The following is a 17,585-nucleotide window of genomic DNA, read 5'->3' on the forward strand; positions in this document are numbered from 1 at the left end:
GCTGCGCCGTACCGGCCCGCTTGGTGGGGATCGTACCGGTCGGGCGCGGCCAGCGGCGCCTATACTCGTCTGCCGCGACACACGAAACGAAAAGGTGACGGATGAAGACGATCGGACTGATCGGCGGCATGAGCTGGGAATCGTCGGCCGAGTACTACCGGATGATCAACCGGCACTCGAAGGCGCTGCACGGCGGGCATCACAACGCGAAGAGCGTGCTCGTCACGGTCGATTTCGCGGAAATCGAAGCGCTGCAGCGCACGCACGACTGGGTGGCGCTCGGCGAACGGATGGCCGACGCCGCACGCCAGCTCGAAGCGGCCGGCGCCGATCTCGTCGTACTGACGACCAATACGATGCATCGCGTGCACGACGCGATCGAAGCCGCGGTGGCGCTGCCGTTCCTGCATATCGCCGATCCGACCGGCAGCGCGCTGCGCGACGCGGGCGTCGAGCGCGTCGCCCTGCTCGGCACGCGCTACACGATGGAATTGCCGTTCTATGCGGAGCGGCTGCACGCAAGATTCGGCATGGAAGTGCTCGTGCCGGACGAACGCGGGCGTGACGACGTGCACCGGATCATCTACGACGAGCTGTGTCACGGCGTCATCTCGGCGGAATCGCGCGCGACGTATGTGTCGATCATCGAGGCACTGGCGAAGCGCGGCGCGCAGGCCGTGATCCTCGGCTGCACGGAAATCACGCTGCTGATCGGCGCGGACGATTCGCCGCTGCCGGTGTTCGACACGACCGCGCTGCATGCGAAGGCAGCCGTGGCGTGGGCTGCGCGATAACCGCGATCGCGATCGGCGCGCAGAAAACAAAAAACCCGGCACGGAGCCGGGTTCTTGTCGACGAAGCGCGCATCGGTCACTTGCGCGGCACATCGTCTGGTGTGCTTGGTTGCGGGGGTAGGATTTGAACCTACGACCTTCGGGTTATGAGCCCGACGAGCTGCCAGACTGCTCCACCCCGCGTCAGAGAAATAAATTATAGGGTGAGGAAGTACTCACGTCAATACTTTTGTCACAATTTCTTCTCCCCTCTGCCAGACGGCGTTGCATGCCCCCTGCTCCGCGTCGCGCATTGCACGCGTTCGCACCGCATGCTCGCGGTAAGATGGCGGCCTTCGCATTCACGCCGCACGCACACTCCCGTTCATGAAAATCGCCACCTGGAACGTCAACTCGCTCAACGTCCGCAAACAGCACGTGCTCGACTGGCTCGCGCAAAGCGGCACCGACGTGCTGTGCCTGCAGGAACTGAAGCTGCCGGACGAGAAATTCCCGCGCGCCGATCTCGAGGCAGCCGGCTACCGCAGCTGGTTCACGGGCCAGAAGACCTACAACGGCGTCGCGATCCTCGCGCGCGCGTCGCTGAACGTCGACGAATCGGACGTCGTGCGCAACATCCCCGGCTTCGACGATCCGCAGCAGCGCGTGATCGCCGCGACGGTCGACGGCGTGCGCATCGTGTCCGCGTACTTCCCGAACGGCCAGGCCCCCGACTCCGACAAGTTCGTCTACAAGATGCAGTGGCTCGACGCGCTGCAGGCATGGCTGCGCACCGAACTGCAGCGCTACCCGAAGCTCGCGCTGCTCGGCGACTACAACATCGCGCCGGAAGACCGCGACGTGCACGACCCCGCGAAATGGGAAGGCCAGAACCTCGTGTCGCCGCAGGAGCGCGCGCACTTCACGCAATTGATCGAGCTCGGCTTCGTCGATGCGTTCCGCCGCTTCGAGCAGCCCGAGAAAACCTTCACGTGGTGGGACTACCGGATGATGGCGTTCCGCCGCAACGCGGGGCTGCGCATCGACCACATCCTGCTGTCGCCGGCGCTCGCGGAAACCTGCACGTCGTGCGAGGTCGACCGCACGCCGCGTACGTGGGAACAGCCGTCCGACCACACGCCCGTCGTCGCGATCGTCGGCTGATCGTCCCATCCGCCCGCGCGCGTTCAGCGCCGCGCGGGCGCCGGCCCGAGATGGGCCCACAGGAAGCCGAACTCGGCCGCATCGGCTTCCGCGCGTTCCAGGTCGTCGGCACTGCCGTGGCCGCCGTCGGTGTTCTCCCAGTACCACACCCGTTCATGACCGAGCGCATGCATGCGTGCGGCCATCTTGCGCGCGTGCGCGGGATGCACGCGGTCGTCGCGCGTCGACGTCGTCAACAATAACGGCGGATACACGACACCTTCGCGCACGCGGTGATACGGCGAATACGCGGCCAGCGCCGCGCCTTCGCGCGGATCGTCCGGATCACCGTATTCGTCGAGCCACGCGGCGCCCGCGTGCAGCTTCGGATAGCGCCGCATGTCGAGCAGCGGCACGCGGCACAGCACCGCACCGAACAGCTCCGGCCGCTGCGCCATGCACGCGGCGACCAGCAGCCCGCCGTTGCTGCCGCCCTCGATCCCGAGCCGGGTGGCGGTCGTCACGCCGGTCGCGGCCAGATCCTCGGCCACCGCGATGAAATCGTCGAACGAACGCTGCCGGTGTTCGCGCTGCGCATCGACGTGCCAGCGCGGCCCGAACTCGCCGCCGCCGCGGATATGCGCGAACGCCATCACGCCGCCGCGCTCGAGCCACGCGATGCCGAACGCGTCGCTGTAGCCCGGCAGGTTCGGGATCGCAAAGCCGCCATAGCCCGACAGCAGACACGGCCGCGCGACGCGCGCGGCGCCGTCGGCCGCATCGAGTGCATCGCGCGGCCCGATCAGCGTGTACGGCACCATCGTGCCATCCTGCGAGCGCGCGCTCGCGCGGCGCACGACGAGTCCGGCCGCATCGAACTGCACCGGCGGCCGGTCGAGCAGCACACGGCGCGACGGCGCATCGTCCGCGCGATCGGCAAGATCGGCCAGCCAGCACTCCGGCGGGTCGAGATAGGTGTCGACGTCGACGTACACCTCGTCGTTCAGCGTCGCCTCGACGGGCTCGACGTCGATCTGCGCGTCGCCCGGCCACTCGAACGGCCGCGCATCCCACGTCCACGTACCGTCGCCGGCCTGCCGCGGCTGCCACAGCATCGTGCGGTTGTGCACGTCGTCGAGCCAGCTCGCGATCAGCGTCGTGCGCGTGTGCGTCCACGTGCACGCGGACGTCGTCGGCTGGGGCGCGAACAGCGTCGTGAATTCGCGCGCTCCGGCGAGGAACGCCTGCTCGCGGATCGCGAGCAGCGAGCCGCCCGCATGGCGCACGCCGTCGCAGTCCCAGTCGAGGCGTGGCTCCAGCACGAGCCAGCCCTCCCAGAACCCGACTTCGACATGCGTCGGCACGTCGTAGCGCGCCCACTCGCCCGCGTCGGTCAGCCAGTACGCATGCGCGTCGAAGAAGTCGACGCTGCGCCACGCGACGTGGCGGTTGTCGATCGGGTCGAACCACGCGCCCGCACTGATGTCGTCGGGTTCGCCGCTGAAGACGACGGGCGCATCGGCAAGCGCCGTGCCGCGCACCCAGCGTCGCGCTTCATACGGATAACCGGCCGCGGTCGCATGCGCTTCGCCGCGATCCCAGCTCACGTAGACGGTGTCGCGGTCGATCCAGCCGACCGTGTGATGGCCCGGCTCGTCGATCGTGAACCCGCCGTCGACGAAACGGCGTTCGACGAGATCGAACTCGCGCACGACGACCGCATCGGCGCCGCCCGGCGACAGCGACAGCAGCGCGCGATCGCCGTCCGGATACAGGATCGCGTCCTGCTCGAACACCCACGACTCGCCCTCTTCGGCACCGAGCGCGTCGACGTCGAGCAGCGTTTCCCACGCAGGTTGACCGGCACGCCAGTCGTCCCAGCGCGTGCGGCGCCACAGCCCCTTCGGATGGAGATCGTCCTGCCACAGGTCGTACGCCCAGTCGCGCCAGCGGGTCGGAATCACCGGGCGTTCGCGCGGCAGATAGGCCTTGGCGAGACGCGCGGTCAGCGCGCGATACGCGTCGTCGTCGCGCAGCACGGCGCGCGTACGCGCATTCTGCTCGTCGACCCACGTGCGGGCGCGTTTGCTGTCAAGCGCTTCGAGAAAACGGAACGGGTCGGCCCCGGCGGGCCAGCGGAAGGAATCGGACATTGAAGATCGGCGGAATGGCAAACGGCGTGCAAACCGCGATTATGTCCGATCGCGGCATGCGCGACGCCGCGCATGCCGCAAATCGTGCTCAGGGCTCCAGGTGGAGTTCCTGGATCTTGCGCGTGATCGTGTTGCGGCCGATGCCGAGCCGCTCCGCGGCCTCGACCTTGCGGCCGCGCGTGAAGTCGAGCGCCTCGCGAATCACGGCCGCCTCGAAGCGGCGCGCGAGCTCGTCCATCACATCGGCCGAATTCTCGCGCAACAGCCGCGCGACTTCGGTACGAAGGCCATGCTCCCACACCGGGTAGCCGGCCGGCGCGCTGCCGTTCGGCGCGGCCGCGACGGGCACGGCCGCCGCCGGCGTCGCGCCGATCGCGGGCGGTACGCCCGCGGCGTTGCCGCCGTTGCCAAGCGCATCCGCGCCATCGCCCGTTGCGACGACCGGCGCACCGGACGCACCGGCCGGCACGAGGTCCGGCGGCAGGTCCTTGATCTCGACCGTCTGCGCGGGCGCCATCACGGTCAGCCAGTTCGCGAGGTTCTCGAGCTGCCGTACGTTGCCGGGAAACGCGAGCGACGTCAGATACACGAGCGCTTCATCGGACACGCGCTTCGGCTCGACGCCGAGATCGCGTGCGCTCTTCTGCAGGAAGTGGCGCGTCAGCAGCGCGATGTCCTCGCTACGCTCGCGCAGCGGCGGCAGGCGCAGCCGGATCACGTTGAGCCGGTGGTAAAGGTCCTCGCGGAACAGCCCCTGCCGCACGCGCGACTCGAGATTCTGGTGGGTCGCGGCGATCACGCGCACGTTCGCGCGCAGCGGGTTGTGCCCGCCGACCCGATAGAACTGCCCGTCCGACAGCACGCGCAACAGGCGCGTCTGCAGGTCGAACGGCATGTCGCCGATTTCGTCGAGGAACAGCGTGCCGTTCTCGGCTTGCTCGAAGCGGCCCTGCCGCGTCGTCTGCGCGCCGGTGAACGCGCCGCGCTCATGGCCGAACAGCTCGGATTCGAGCAGGTCCTTCGGAATCGCCGCGGTGTTCAGCGCAATGAACGGCCCGTTCGCGCGCGGGCTGTGGCGATGCAGCGCCCGGGCGACGAGTTCCTTGCCGGTGCCCGACTCGCCGGTGATCAGCACGGTCGCGGCCGAATGCGACAGGCGGCCGATCGCGCGGAACATGTCCTGCATCGCGGGCGCCTGGCCGAGCATCTCGGGCGCCTCGGCCACGCGCTCGTCCTGCGGCGCGCCGCCGCGCAGGCTTTCCTCCACCGCACGGCGGATCAGCTCGACGGCCTTGTCGACGTCGAACGGCTTCGCGAGATACTCGAACGCGCCGCCCTGGAACGCCGCAACGGCGCTATCAAGGTCGGAGAACGCCGTCATGATGATGACGGGCAGGCCCGGCAGGCGCTCGTGCATCGCCTGCAGCAACTCGAGGCCCGAGCCGCCCGGCATCCGGATGTCGGACACGAGTACCTGCGGCGTCTCGTGGTCGAGCGCGGCCAGCGCATCGCGCACGTTCGCGAAGCTCTTCGTCGCGAAGCTGTCCCGGGCGAGTGCCTTTTCAAGCACCCAGCGGATCGATTGGTCGTCGTCTACTATCCAGATCGGCTTCATAGGTCGGTCAGATTTGGGTGAATCCGGTGAATCGCAAGTCGCCGCTCAATGATCGAGCGGCAGCAGAATCTGAAATTCGGTACGTCCGGGCCGGCTTTCGACCTCGATCATCCCGTCGTGCTGCTGCACGAAAGTCTGCGCAAGCGTGAGGCCGAGCCCGCTGCCGTCTTCGCGCCCGGACACGAGCGGATAGAAGATCCGGTCGCGGATCTCTTCCGGAATGCCGGGCCCGTTGTCGATCACGTGCAAGTCCAGTGCCAGCCGGTACAGGCGCTTCGCGATCGTCACCTTGCGCGCGATACGCGTGCGCAGCTCGATCTTCGCGTCGCCCTGCGCGATCCGTTCGCGCAGCGCCTGCGCCGCATTGCGCACGATGTTGAGCAGCGCCTGGATCAGTTGCTCCTTGTCGCCGCGCAGGTCCGGCACGCTCACGTCGTAGTCGCGCTCGATCGTGAGCCCGCGCGGAAATTCCGCGAGCATCACCGCGCGCACGCGTTCGCACACTTCATGAATGTTCACGTCGCCGACGATGTGCGGATGCCGGTGCGGCTCCAGCAACCGGTCGACGAGCGTCTGCAGGCGATCGGATTCCTTGATGATCACCTGCGTGTATTCGCGCAACTCGCCGCGCTCGCGCTCGCCCAGTTCGAATTCGAGCAGCTGGGCTGCGCCGCGAATGCCGCCGAGCGGGTTCTTGATCTCGTGCGCGAGGTTGCGGATCAGCTGCTTGTTGACCGCGGTCAGGTCGTGGATCCGCTCTTCCCGGTCGGTGCGCGACTGGCGTTCGTTCTCGAACAGCTCGACCAGCACGAAATCGGGCGCGGTCTCGAGGAAGCCGACGATCGCATGCACGTGCAGCGGTTCGCGGCCGGGCCGGTCGAGCACGGTATCGAGGTGCGTCGCGTGAAAGCGCTCCTCGCCGATCGCGGTGATCGTCGAAGCCAGCTCGTTCGCGTTCGGAAAAATCTCGCCCCACGGCCGCTGCGCGAGCTGCCGGCGCGAGATGTCGAGCATCGCCTCCGCCGACGGGTTCGCAAACGCGATCCGCAGCGTCTTGCGGTCGAGCACGATCACGACCGTCGGCAGCGCTTCCAGCCCCGCCAGCAGGCCCGAGCGTGAGAGCCGCTCGTCGTCCGTCAGTCGCTCGGGCTGCCCCGTTTTCGCCTTGATCAGATTCTTCAGAACCATCTGCGTGCTTGTCGCGCCTCACCGGGCCAGAAAAATGAAAATCGTCGGAACAAAAAAGGGACGGCTGGACGCCGTCCCCTTTCAGACTCCGCCGTTCCCGCCGCAGCCCGCGCGACGGGAACGAACCGGCATGACGGCGCTGAATCGAAGCGCCATCGCCGATTAGAGCGAGTAGTACATCTCGAACTCGATCGGGTGCGTCGTCATGCGGAACTTCGCCAGCTCCTGCTCCTTCAGCGCGAGGTAGGCATCGAGCATGCCGTCCGTGAACACGCCGCCGCGCGTCAGGAACTCGCGATCCTTGTCGAGCGCTTCGAGAGCCTGGTCGAGGCCCGCGCAGACGGTCGGGATCTTTGCATCTTCTTCCGGCGGCAGGTCGTACAGGTTCTTGTCCGCTGCTTCGCCCGGATGGATCTTGTTCTGGATCCCGTCGAGGCCGGCCATCATCAGCGCCGTGAAGCACAGGTACGGGTTCGCCATCGGATCCGGGAAGCGCGTTTCGATACGGCGGCCCTTCGGGTTCGACACGTGCGGAATGCGGATCGAAGCCGAACGGTTGCGTGCCGAGTAAGCGAGCTTGACCGGTGCTTCGAAGTGCGGGACCAGACGCTTGTACGAGTTCGTCGTCGGGTTCGTGATCGCGTTCAGTGCACGGGCGTGCTTGATGATGCCGCCGATGTAGAACAGCGCCAGTTCCGACAGGCCTGCGTAGCCGTTGCCTGCGAACAGGTTCTGGCCGTCCTTCCAGATCGACTGGTGAACGTGCATGCCCGAACCGTTGTCGCCGACGACCGGCTTCGGCATGAACGTCGCCGTCTTGCCGTACGAGTGCGCGACGTTATGGATGATGTACTTCGACCATTGCGTCCAGTCGGCGCGCTCGACCAGCGTCGAGAACTTCGTGCCGATTTCGTTCTGGCCCTGGCCCGCCACTTCGTGGTGGTGCACTTCGACCGGGATGCCGAGCTGTTCGAGCAGCAGGCACATTTCCGAACGCATGTCCTGGAACGTGTCGACCGGTGCGACCGGGAAGTAGCCGCCCTTCGTGCCCGGACGGTGGCCCGTGTTGCCGCCTTCGAATTCCTTGGCCGAAGACCACGGTGCTTCTTCCGAGTTGATCTTCACGAAGCAGCCCGACATGTCCGTGTTCCACTGGACCGAGTCGAAAATGAAGAATTCCGGTTCCGGACCGAAGTAGGCCGTGTCACCGATGCCCGTGCTCTTCAGGTACGCTTCGCCGCGCTTCGCGAGCGAACGCGGATCGCGCTCGTAGCCCTTGCCGTCGGCCGGCTCGACCACGTCGCAGGTCAGCACGAGGGTCGACTCTTCATAGAACGGGTCGACGAAGGCTGCGTTCGGGTCCGGCATGAGCAGCATGTCCGACGCCTCGATGCCCTTCCAGCCCGCGATCGACGAACCGTCGAATGCATGACCGCTTTCGAACTTGTCTTCGTCGAACGCCGAAACCGGCACCGACACGTGCTGTTCCTTGCCGCGCGTGTCCGTGAAGCGGAAATCGACAAACTTGCAGTCCTCGTCCTTCACGAGTTGCATGACGTCGGCGACGGTTTTACTCATAACCTCTTCTCCTGATTAGAACAATTCCGGCGGACTGGGAACCGCCTCGTTTATCGAGCTGACCGGGGTCTTGCTTTGGCGCAGCGCGCCCCGATTCGACCGAATTCTATATAGCAGCTTCCGTGCCATCTTTGCGAGCGACCGGAACAAATCGCGCCGGGGCTCGCCACGACAGGGCTGTGCTGCGCGATTCCGGGGCTTCGCGCTGCACCGGCCGTTTGCCGCAAGCACTGCAATGGTGCAATCGCTGCGGCCCACCGCGACCGCAGAATCATTCTGGTGCATGCGCGCCATTTTGCACTCTTTTGGTGAACGCGTGGCCATGCGCGCACCGTCCTGCATGCGGGCGTCCGTGCCGCGACGCCGCGCTAGAATGTTCGTTTGACCGATACGGAGACTCCCTGCCATGAGTACGCTCGACCAGCTTTACGCGAAGGCCGACGAACGCCGCGCACAAGACGCGCTCAACTACGCCGGCGCGCTGCTGCCGGCCGAGGCATTCGAACTGCTGCAGCTCGACCCGTCCGCGCGCCTCGTCGACGTGCGCACGCGCGCCGAGCTCGACTGGATCGGCCGCCCGCTCGTCGGCGACGGCCAATACCTGCACCTCGAATGGACGCGCTACCCGGGCGGCGTGCCGAACGCCGAATTCGTCAACGAACTGAAGGCGGCCCTCCCGGCCGATACGCCGCTCCTGTTCCTGTGCCGCAGCGCCGCGCGCTCGAAACTCGCCGCGGTCGCATCCACGCAGGCCGGCTTCACGAAGGCGTTCGACCTGCTCGAAGGCTTCGAGGGCGCGAAGGACGCCGAAGGCCACCGCAAGACGGTCGACGGCTGGTGCTTCCGCAAACTGCCGTGGATCGGCGCCTGACGGCGCACTGCGCCGACCGGCTGCGACAACCCCATCGTCGAGCCGGGCGATGACATGCCGATGACGGGCCGCATTGCGCGGCCCGTAGCGTTGGTGCGGTCGCCTGGCGGGCCGCTCAGGCGCGCGGCGTGCCGGGCTCGACGACGTCGCCGCCGAGCAGGTGCACGCCTTCGCGCAGCTTCACGAACGCGGCCGCGACGGCTTCCGGCTCGCCCTTCACGCCGAGGTCGATGTGACGGCGCGCGTAGATCCCGCCGCGCTCCGCGTCGCCGACGCTCGGCAGGCTGAACACGCGCACGCCCGGGAAATCGCGCTCGATGCGCTCCATCAGCGGCGTGAGCGTCGATTCCGGCAGCTCGAACACGTACAGCGAACGCTCTGCATGCGGCGTCGCGTGATGCAGATGCGCGTACTTCGTGTCGAGCACCCATTCGATCATCGGCCACGCCATCACCGGGAAACCCGGCACGAAGTGCAGGTCGCCGGCCGAGAAGCCCGGAATCCGGTTATAGCCGTTCGGGATGATCGTCGCGCCCACCGGGAACACGCCCATGTTGAAGCGGTGCTGGTTCTCCGGCGACTCGAAGTCGACCGGCGTGGCCGCATCGGTGTGCGTTTCGCGGATCCGTTCCGAAATCAGCGCCTTCGCTTCCGGATGCAGTTCGAGCGGCACGCCGAGCGCAGCGGCCGCGCACTGGCGCGTATGGTCGTCCGGCGTCGCGCCGATCCCGCCGGTCGAGAACACGATGTCGCCCGACGCGATCGCACGCGCGAGCGTCGCGGTGATGCGCGCCGGATCGTCGCCGACGTATTCGGCCCAGTCGAGCGCGAGGCCGCGCGCGCCGAGCAGCTCGATGACCTTCGCCAGATGCTTGTCCTGCCGGCGGCCCGAAAGGATTTCGTCGCCGATGATGATGATGCCGATGCTCATGCCTGCCCCATGTCGATTGCGGTGGCGCGCGAGCGCGCGCGCAGGTCCTCCAGCGCGCGCAGGCAGTAGTGCCCGAACCACAGCGCCGAGAAGACGAGGATGAAAGCGTATACCCAGATCATGGCGGCCGCGACGAACGGAAACAGCACCATCATCCAGATCGACGAGACCCACACGAAGGTCGGTACGGTGCCGAGCAGCCCGGTCGCGACGCCGATGCCGATCAGCGGCCAGCGGTGCTGCCGCACGAGCGCGCGGCGCTCGTCGCGGCTCGCGTGCAGCGCGAGCGCGTCGTAGGTCATCACGCGGTACGTGAGCCAGCCCCAGATCACCGGCGGCAGCAGCGCGAAGAACGGCGGGATCAGCCACAGCGGGATCGTGACGACCAGCAGCACGACGCCGACGAGCGCCGCGCCGAGCGAATTGACCGCGCTGCCAAAGAAGGTGCCGCCCCGCTTCGATTCGAGCGCCGCGAACTGCCGGTTCGACAGGTGCTTGATCACGACCGGCATCGAGATCGTCGCGATCAGCAGCAGCACCGTCAGCACGATCAGCGGGATCGCGAGCGACACGACCACGAACGGCGCGACGACCGCATGCAGCTGCGACATGCCGATCGCATCGAACGCGCGATACAGCATCGCCGTCAGCACGAAACCGTCGAGCGCGCCGCGCGCGAGATCCAGCAGCGTCTGCCACGAGAACCACAGCACGGCGCCCCACAGCAGCGCCGAGACGACGAACGGCATCAGGGTGAGCCACAGCATGCGCGGGTGCAGCGCGCTGGCGAGCGCCCGGACGAAAGAGCGCAGCAAGTCGTTCATGCGAGCCTGTATCGACGGAGAAAAACGGAGAAAGGATAAACCACACGGCCCGCATGCGCCGAAGCGCATGCGGGCCGTGTGGGAATGCCGTTCAACGGGAGCGGGATCGCGTCAGGCGGACGCCGCACCGCGCTTGGCGGGGAACAGGCGCCGGAAGATCCGCACGAACGCGAGGCCGTGCTGCGACCAGAAGCCGTCGCCGTAGGACACGCCCTCGACCTGCTCGCGGATGCCGGTCGGCTCGACCGTGCGGCTCCACGACGCGGTGCCGAACATCATGTCCCACCACGGGAACAGCACGCCGAAGTTGCAGCCGTACTTGGTGCCTTCGTGACCGTAGCCGACCGCGTGGTGGCGCCGGTGGAAGATCGGGCTGACGAGCAGGCGCTCGCCGAGCCAGCCGAACGACAGGCGCGCATTCGTATGCTGGATGCTCTGCATGAAGTTCGTGAACGCGGTCAGCACGACGAACTGCGACGGCGTCACGCCGATCACGAGCGCGATCGCCGCGAAGAAGCACGACTGGAGCACGTCGTCGAGCAGGTGGTTGCGGTCGTCGCACCACAGCGACATCTGCCGCTGGCTGTGATGGACCGCGTGCAGCTCCCACCAGATGCCGAACTTGTGCTGCCAGCGGTGATACCAGTAGCCGGCGAAATCGAGCACGACGAGGTAGATCGCGAACGCGATGATCGGCTTCGAGGTCACACCCGGCCACAGATAGTCGAGGTTGACGTTCGCGACGCCGTGCAGGCGCAGCCACGCCTGGAAGTTGTCGAACACCGGCTGCAGCGCGAAGAAGAAGAACAGCGTGTAGATGCCGAGCTTCGAGATCGCCGTGTAGATCACGTCGACCCGCACCGCGCGGCGGTTCTTCCAGCGTTCGACCGGCAGCAGCGCCTCGAGCGGGCGCAGCAACGCGAACATCAGCACCATCTGCAGCGCGCCGATGATCACCCAGTACAGCGCGTCGTAGGTGTCCTCGTCATAGTCCATCAGGTTGAACTTGAAGAGGAGCGGCTGCACGACGTCGACGTACAGCCAGGTCTGGATGTCCGACACGAACGCATCGATCAGGTGCAGCATCGTTCGCCTCCGCCCGTCACGCGCCGTTCGCCGCCTTCCACGGCGCGCGGTCGTAGAAGTAGATGCCGTGCGGCGAGCGGCCGACGGCGATCGTCTGCACCAGCTTGCGCGAAGCCAGGTCGATGATCCCGACCTTCTTCGCGAAGCGGAACGTCACCCACAGCGTCTTCTTGTCGGCGGACAGCTCCATGTCGTCCGGGCCCGGCAGCAGGCCGGTGATGTCGCCGACGTTGGTGAGCGTGTTCTCGTCGATGATGCTGATCGTGTTCGCGACCCGGTTCGTCACCGCGACGTGCGTACCGTCGGCGAGCGAGCGGAAGTTGTGCGCGCCCTTGCCCGTGTAGATCTGCTTGACGACCTTCTGGTTGCGCCAGTCGACGACCGCGACGTAATCCGCGCCCGTCATCCCGACGAGCAGGAATTTGTCGTCCGGCGTGAGCCACAGGCCGGCCGGCACCTTGCCGACCTTCATCTTCCACTTGACCGTCTGCGTCGGCAGATCGATCGCCGCGATCTCGCCGGACACCTGCAGCGACACGAGCAGCGTCTTGCTGTCCTTCGTGAACGCAAGGTGGCTCGGCATCACGGCGAGCGGCACGCGCTTCACGAGGCGCAGGTCGCGGCCGTCGTAACCGTAGATGTCGACGCGGTCGAGCCGCAGGCCGGCCGCCGCGAACCATTTGCGGTCCGGCGAAAAGCCGAGCTGGTAGGGATCGTCGATCCCTTCGACGGTGCGCTGCAGCTTGCCCGTCTTCGGATCGAGGAACATCAGGCTGTTCGAGACCGAATTTGCGACGATCAGCGACGCATTGTCGGGCGTCGCCATCAGGTGATGCGGCTCCTTGCCGGTCGGCATCGTGCTGACGACCTCGCGGGTCTGCTGGTCGATCAGGGAAAGCGTCGCTTCGGCCGAATTGAGGACGATCACGTTATTCGCGTGTGCGGCGGGCGCCAGTACGGCGGCGGCCAGCGCGAGCGTGCGGCCGAGGGAAAGGAAAGTGCGCATGAAGACTCACGTCGAGGAACAACCGTCATTGTAAAACGTTCAACCGGCCGCACCGGTTGACGGCGGCCGGCATTGCGCCACTTCGACGCACGCCACGGCGGCCGGATGAGCCGCCGCGGCAGGCGCCGCGCGGCCGGCCGGGGCCGGCCGCCGGGGCGTGCCCGGGAAACCGATGTTGCGCTAGCGCTGCATCGACTCCCAGACCTTGTGCAGACGCTTGACAGAGACAGGCATCGGCGTGCGCAGTTCCTGCGCGAACAGCGAAATCCGCAGTTCCTCGAGCAGCCAGCGGAATTCCGCGAGCCGCGGGTCGGCGACGCCGCCGCGCTGCGACACCGCGCGCTGATACTGCTGGGCGAGCGGCAGCAGGTCGGCCGACTGCTTCGCGTCGCGCGCCGGATCGGCCTTCAGCTTGTCGATCCGCAACGCGATGCCCTTCAGGTAGCGCGGGAAGTGCGCCAGTTGCGTGTAAGGCGTGTCGATCACGAAGCGCTTGCCGACCAGCGCGGCGAGCTGCTGCTGCAGGTCTGCGTGCGCCTGCGCGAACGGCTTCGCCTGCGCGAGCTTCTTCACGAGCCCCGCGTATTCGGCCAGGACCTGGCCGACCAGCCGCGCGATTTCCTGCGCGAGCAGGTTCAGGCGGCTCCGGCCCTCGTCGCGGCGCGCGTGGAAGCTCGCGTCGTCGTCGGGCAGCGGGTCCTGCAGGCACGCGCGGTCGAGCGCCGTGTCGATCAGCTGGTCGCGCAGCTCGTCCTGAGTGCCGAGCGACATGTACTGCATCGCCATCTCGCGCAGGCCCGGCAGGTTCTTCTCGAGGAACTTGATCGGCTCCTTCAACTGCAGCGCGAACAGCCGCCGCAGGCCGGCCCGGTGGATGCGCGCGGCCTCCTCCGGCGAATCGAACACCTCGACGTCGCAATGCGTGCCGCGGTCGACGAGCGCCGGATAGCCGTACAGCGTCTGGCCGCGCCGGCGGATTTCCAGCAGCTCGGGCAGCTTGCCGAAATTCCACGTCGTCAGGTTCTCGTACAGCGCCGTTGCGCCGCCTTCCGACGGAGCGGCCGTCTGCGGCGCCGCGCCCTTGCCCGCCTTCGCGTGGCGGCCAGCAGCGCCGGCAGCGCCTGCCGGGGCAGCCACCGCCGGCGCCTGGCCGGCCGGCTGGCCTGCGTCGGCCTCGCCGCCGGTCGCGATCGTCGACGCCGCCGCGATCTTCTGGAACTGCTGCTGCGCCTGCGCGCCGAGTTCCTGGCGCAGTTGCGCGAGATTGCGCCCCATCGCCAGCTGGCGGCCGTGCTCGTCGACCACCTTGAAGTTCATGAACAGGTGCGCGGGCAGCGTCTCGAGCTTGAAGTCGGCCGTCTTCATCGCGATCTGCGTCTCGCCGCGCACGTCGGCGATCAGCGCCTCGACGAGCCCGCCCGCGCCGAAGCGCTCGCGCCCCATCCGCTCGACGAAGCCGGCCGCGTATTCGGGCAGCGGCACGCAGTGCCGGCGCAGCTTCTGCGGCAGCGACTTCAGCAGCAACTGTACCTTTTCCTTCAACATCCCCGGCACGAGCCACTCGCAGCGGCCCGCGTCGACCTGGTTCAGCGCATACAACGGCACCGCGAGCGTCACGCCGTCGCGCGGCGTGCCGGGCTCGAAGTGGTACGTGAGCGCCATCTCGACGCCGGCCATCGTCGCGCGTTTCGGGAACAGCTCGGTCGTCACGCCGGCCGCCTCGTGACGCATCAGGTCGTCGCGCGACAGGTACAGCAGCCGTTGCTTGTCCTCCGCGTGGCCGCCCTTCTTCGCTTCGTCGCGATACCAGCGCTCGAACGCGACGCCCGTGTGGATCCCTTCCGGGATCGCCTGGTCGTAGTACGCGTAGATCAGCTCGTCGTCGACCAGCACGTCCTGGCGGCGCGACTTGTGCTCGAGCTGCTCGATGTCGGCGAGCAGCTTGCGGTTGTGCGCGAAGAACGGCAATTTCGTGTCGAACTCGCCCTCGACCAGCGCGCCGCGGATGAACAGTTCGCGCGCCCGCGCCGGATCCTGCTTGCCGAACGCGACGCGCCGGCGGTGGTAGATCGGCAGCCCGTACAGCGTCGCGCGCTCGTATGCGCTGACCTGCGCCGGACGCTTTTCCCAGTGCGGCTCGGACAGCGATTTCTTCAGCAGGTGCGCGCCGATCTTCTCGACCCATTCGGGCTCGATCTTCGCGAGGCAGCGCGCGTACAGCCGGCTCGTCTCGACGAGTTCGGCCGCCATCACCCAGCGGCCGGCCTTCTTCGCGAGCACGGAGCCCGGCCACAGGTAGAACTTGATCCCGCGCGCGCCAAGATAGTGCGGATCGTCGTCGGCTTTCAGGCCAAGGTTGCCGAGCAGGCCCGTCAACAGGGCCAGATGGACCTGTTCATAAGTCGCCTCGACTTCGTTCAGGCGCCAGCCGTGCTCGCGCACGACGGTCAGCAGCTGCGAGTGGACGTCGCGCCACTCGCGCAGCCGCAGGTGCGACAGGAAGTTCTGCCGGCACGCGTCAATGAGCTGTCGATTCGACTTCTTGTGCGCGACGGCCTCTTCGAACCACGCCCAGATCTTCAGCCACTGCAGGAATTCGGAACGCTCGTCGGCAAACCGGCGGTGCGCCTGGTCAGCCTGCTCCTGCGCCTCGATCGGGCGGTCGCGCGGGTCCTGCACGGACAGCGCGCTCGCGATGATCAGCACTTCGCGCAGCGACTGCTGGTCGCGCGCGGCGAGAATCATCCGGCCGACGCGCGGATCGAGCGGCAGCCGCGCGAGTTCGCGGCCGAGCGGCGTCAGCGCGTTGTCGTCGTCGACCGCGCCGAGTTCATTGAGCAGTTGATAGCCGTCCGCGATCGCGCGGCCGGGCGGCGGCTCGAGGAACGGGAACGATTCGATCGCCGTCAGGTGCAGCGACTTCATCCGCAGGATCACCGACGCAAGCGACGAGCGCAGGATTTCCGGATCGGTGAAGCGCGCCCGCGCCTGGTAGTCGCTTTCCTCGTACAAGCGGATGCAGACGCCGTCGGCCACGCGGCCGCAACGGCCCGCGCGCTGGTTCGCGGCGGCCTGCGAGATCGACTCGACCTGCAGTTGCTCGACCTTGTTCCGGTACGAATAGCGCTTCACGCGCGCCAGGCCCGTGTCGACCACATAGCGGATGCCCGGCACCGTCAGCGACGTTTCGGCCACGTTGGTCGCGAGCACGATCCGGCGCGCATTCGACGCCTTGAATACCTTGTCCTGGTCGGCCGCCGAGAGCCGCGCGAACAGCGGCAGGATCTCGGTGTGCGGCGGATGGTGCTTGCGCAGCGCCTCGGCCGCCTCGCGAATCTCGCGCTCGCCGGGCAGGAACACCAGCACGTCGCCGGAGCCTTCGCGGCACAGCTCGTCGACCGCGTCGACGATCGCGTCCATCAGGTCGCGCTCGGCCTCGCGCGCGGTCTTCACGCGGTCGCGGCCCGCCGTGCCTTCGGCGTTCTTCACGGCCGGGCGATCCTCGGCCACCGGGCGGTAGCGCATCTCGACCGGATACAGCCGCCCGCTCACCTCGATCACGGGCGCCGGGCGCTCGTCGGTGCCGAAATGGCGCGCGAAGCGATCGGCGTCGATCGTCGCGGACGTGACGATCAGCTTCAGGTCCGGCCGCCGTGGCAGGATTTCCTTCAGGTAGCCGAGCAGGAAGTCGATGTTCAGGCTGCGTTCGTGCGCCTCGTCGATGATCAACGTGTCGTACGCCTTCAGCAGCGGGTCGGCCTGCGTCTCGGCGAGCAGGATGCCGTCCGTCATCAGCTTCACGGACGCGCCCGGTGCGAGATTGTCGGTAAAACGCACCTTGTAGCCGACCACCTCGCCGAACGGCGTGCCGAGCTCCTCGGCGATCCGGCGGCCGGTCGACGACGCGGCGAGCCGGCGCGGCTGCGTATGGCCGATCAGGCCGGTGCCGCCGGCGCCGAGGCCGCGGCCGAGGTCCAGACAGATCTTCGGCAACTGGGTGGTCTTGCCCGAGCCGGTCTCGCCGCAGACGATGACAACCTGATGACCGGCGATCGCGCGCGCGATTTCGTCGCGCTTGCCCGACACGGGCAGGCTTTCGGGGTACGTGATCGGCGGAACGGGATTCGGCGCGACGACGGCGCGCGGCGGACGCTCGCGGCGTGGCGGGCGCTCGCCCGTTGGCTCGGATGCGCCCTTCGCGGCAGGCGGGCGCGCATCGCCGCGCCGTTCGTCGCTGCGCGGCCCGCGCGGCGCGTGTGCCGGCGTGCCCGCCGGCTTTTCGTGCTGCTGGCGCGGCGGCTGGCCCTGCTGCTCGCGTGCATCGGCCGCACCCTCCGGGTGCCGGGCCGACGGCGTATTGGCCCGCGTCGGCGCGGGACTTTTAGAAACATTCGACATGGGGGCGCATTATAATCCC

General features: G+C 67.6%; 12 protein-coding genes and 1 tRNA gene. 3 read left to right on the top strand and 10 right to left on the bottom strand.

The window, feature by feature from the left end:
• The first annotated feature begins 101 nt into the window (after nt 1-101).
• Nucleotides 102-794 carry an aspartate/glutamate racemase family protein gene (locus tag OHZ10_RS11615; RefSeq protein WP_256085062.1) on the top strand — a complete coding sequence of 231 codons (693 nt, stop codon included), beginning with the start codon at nt 102-104 and terminating at the stop codon, nt 792-794.
• 106 nt (nt 795-900) lie between these two features.
• Here the strand turns inward: OHZ10_RS11615 and OHZ10_RS11620 are convergent.
• Nucleotides 901-977 (bottom strand) — tRNA-Met (locus OHZ10_RS11620).
• A 183-nt stretch (nt 978-1,160) separates the two neighbouring features.
• Between OHZ10_RS11620 and xth the strand changes: the two genes are divergently transcribed.
• A complete protein-coding gene (gene xth / locus OHZ10_RS11625) occupies nt 1,161-1,937 on the top strand; it encodes an exodeoxyribonuclease III (protein WP_342702509.1) in 777 nt (258 codons plus the stop codon).
• A gap of 23 nt (nt 1,938-1,960) precedes the next feature.
• On the opposite strand, the gene OHZ10_RS11630 is transcribed toward xth, so the two are convergent.
• The 4 genes from OHZ10_RS11630 to glnA form a co-directional block, all read right to left on the bottom strand.
• Nucleotides 1,961-4,069, bottom strand: coding sequence for a prolyl oligopeptidase family serine peptidase (locus OHZ10_RS11630; RefSeq protein ID WP_059233701.1), 2,109 nt, complete (start codon nt 4,067-4,069; stop codon nt 1,961-1,963).
• Between the two features lie 88 nt (nt 4,070-4,157).
• Nucleotides 4,158-5,684, bottom strand: coding sequence for a nitrogen regulation protein NR(I) (gene ntrC, locus OHZ10_RS11635; RefSeq protein ID WP_059233700.1), 1,527 nt, complete (start codon nt 5,682-5,684; stop codon nt 4,158-4,160).
• Between the two features lie 45 nt (nt 5,685-5,729).
• Complete coding sequence (glnL, locus tag OHZ10_RS11640; RefSeq protein ID WP_059233699.1) at nt 5,730-6,872, bottom strand: nitrogen regulation protein NR(II); 1,143 nt, start codon at nt 6,870-6,872, stop codon at nt 5,730-5,732.
• A gap of 162 nt (nt 6,873-7,034) precedes the next feature.
• Nucleotides 7,035-8,450: a type I glutamate--ammonia ligase gene (glnA, locus tag OHZ10_RS11645; protein WP_059233698.1), complete on the bottom strand. Its 1,416-nt coding sequence runs from the start codon at nt 8,448-8,450 to the stop codon at nt 7,035-7,037.
• Nucleotides 8,451-8,856: 406 nt separating this feature from the next.
• Between glnA and OHZ10_RS11650 the strand changes: the two genes are divergently transcribed.
• Nucleotides 8,857-9,321, top strand: a complete 465-nt coding sequence (locus OHZ10_RS11650; protein ID WP_174993535.1) for a rhodanese-like domain-containing protein — start codon at nt 8,857-8,859, stop codon at nt 9,319-9,321.
• Between the two features lie 115 nt (nt 9,322-9,436).
• Here OHZ10_RS11650 and OHZ10_RS11655 read toward each other — a convergent pair whose 3' ends face one another.
• The 5 genes from OHZ10_RS11655 to hrpA form a co-directional block, all read right to left on the bottom strand.
• Nucleotides 9,437-10,252: a competence/damage-inducible protein A gene (locus tag OHZ10_RS11655; RefSeq protein ID WP_059233696.1), complete on the bottom strand. Its 816-nt coding sequence runs from the start codon at nt 10,250-10,252 to the stop codon at nt 9,437-9,439.
• Entirely contained in the window at nt 10,249-11,076 is an 828-nt protein-coding gene (locus OHZ10_RS11660) for an EI24 domain-containing protein (protein WP_342702512.1), read from the bottom strand. Before OHZ10_RS11660 ends, OHZ10_RS11655 begins: the two co-directional genes overlap by 4 nt.
• Before the next feature lie 111 nt (nt 11,077-11,187).
• Entirely contained in the window at nt 11,188-12,162 is a 975-nt protein-coding gene (locus tag OHZ10_RS11665) for a sterol desaturase family protein (RefSeq protein WP_059233694.1), read from the bottom strand.
• Nucleotides 12,163-12,178: 16 nt separating this feature from the next.
• Nucleotides 12,179-13,168: a beta-propeller fold lactonase family protein gene (locus OHZ10_RS11670; protein WP_059233693.1), complete on the bottom strand. Its 990-nt coding sequence runs from the start codon at nt 13,166-13,168 to the stop codon at nt 12,179-12,181.
• Between the two features lie 180 nt (nt 13,169-13,348).
• Nucleotides 13,349-17,566, bottom strand: coding sequence for an ATP-dependent RNA helicase HrpA (gene hrpA, locus OHZ10_RS11675; protein ID WP_342702513.1), 4,218 nt, complete (start codon nt 17,564-17,566; stop codon nt 13,349-13,351).
• Nucleotides 17,567-17,585 lie beyond the last annotated feature (19 nt).

The organism is Burkholderia arboris, from assembly GCF_038723655.1.
Taxonomy (GTDB): Bacteria; Pseudomonadota; Gammaproteobacteria; order Burkholderiales; family Burkholderiaceae; genus Burkholderia; species Burkholderia arboris.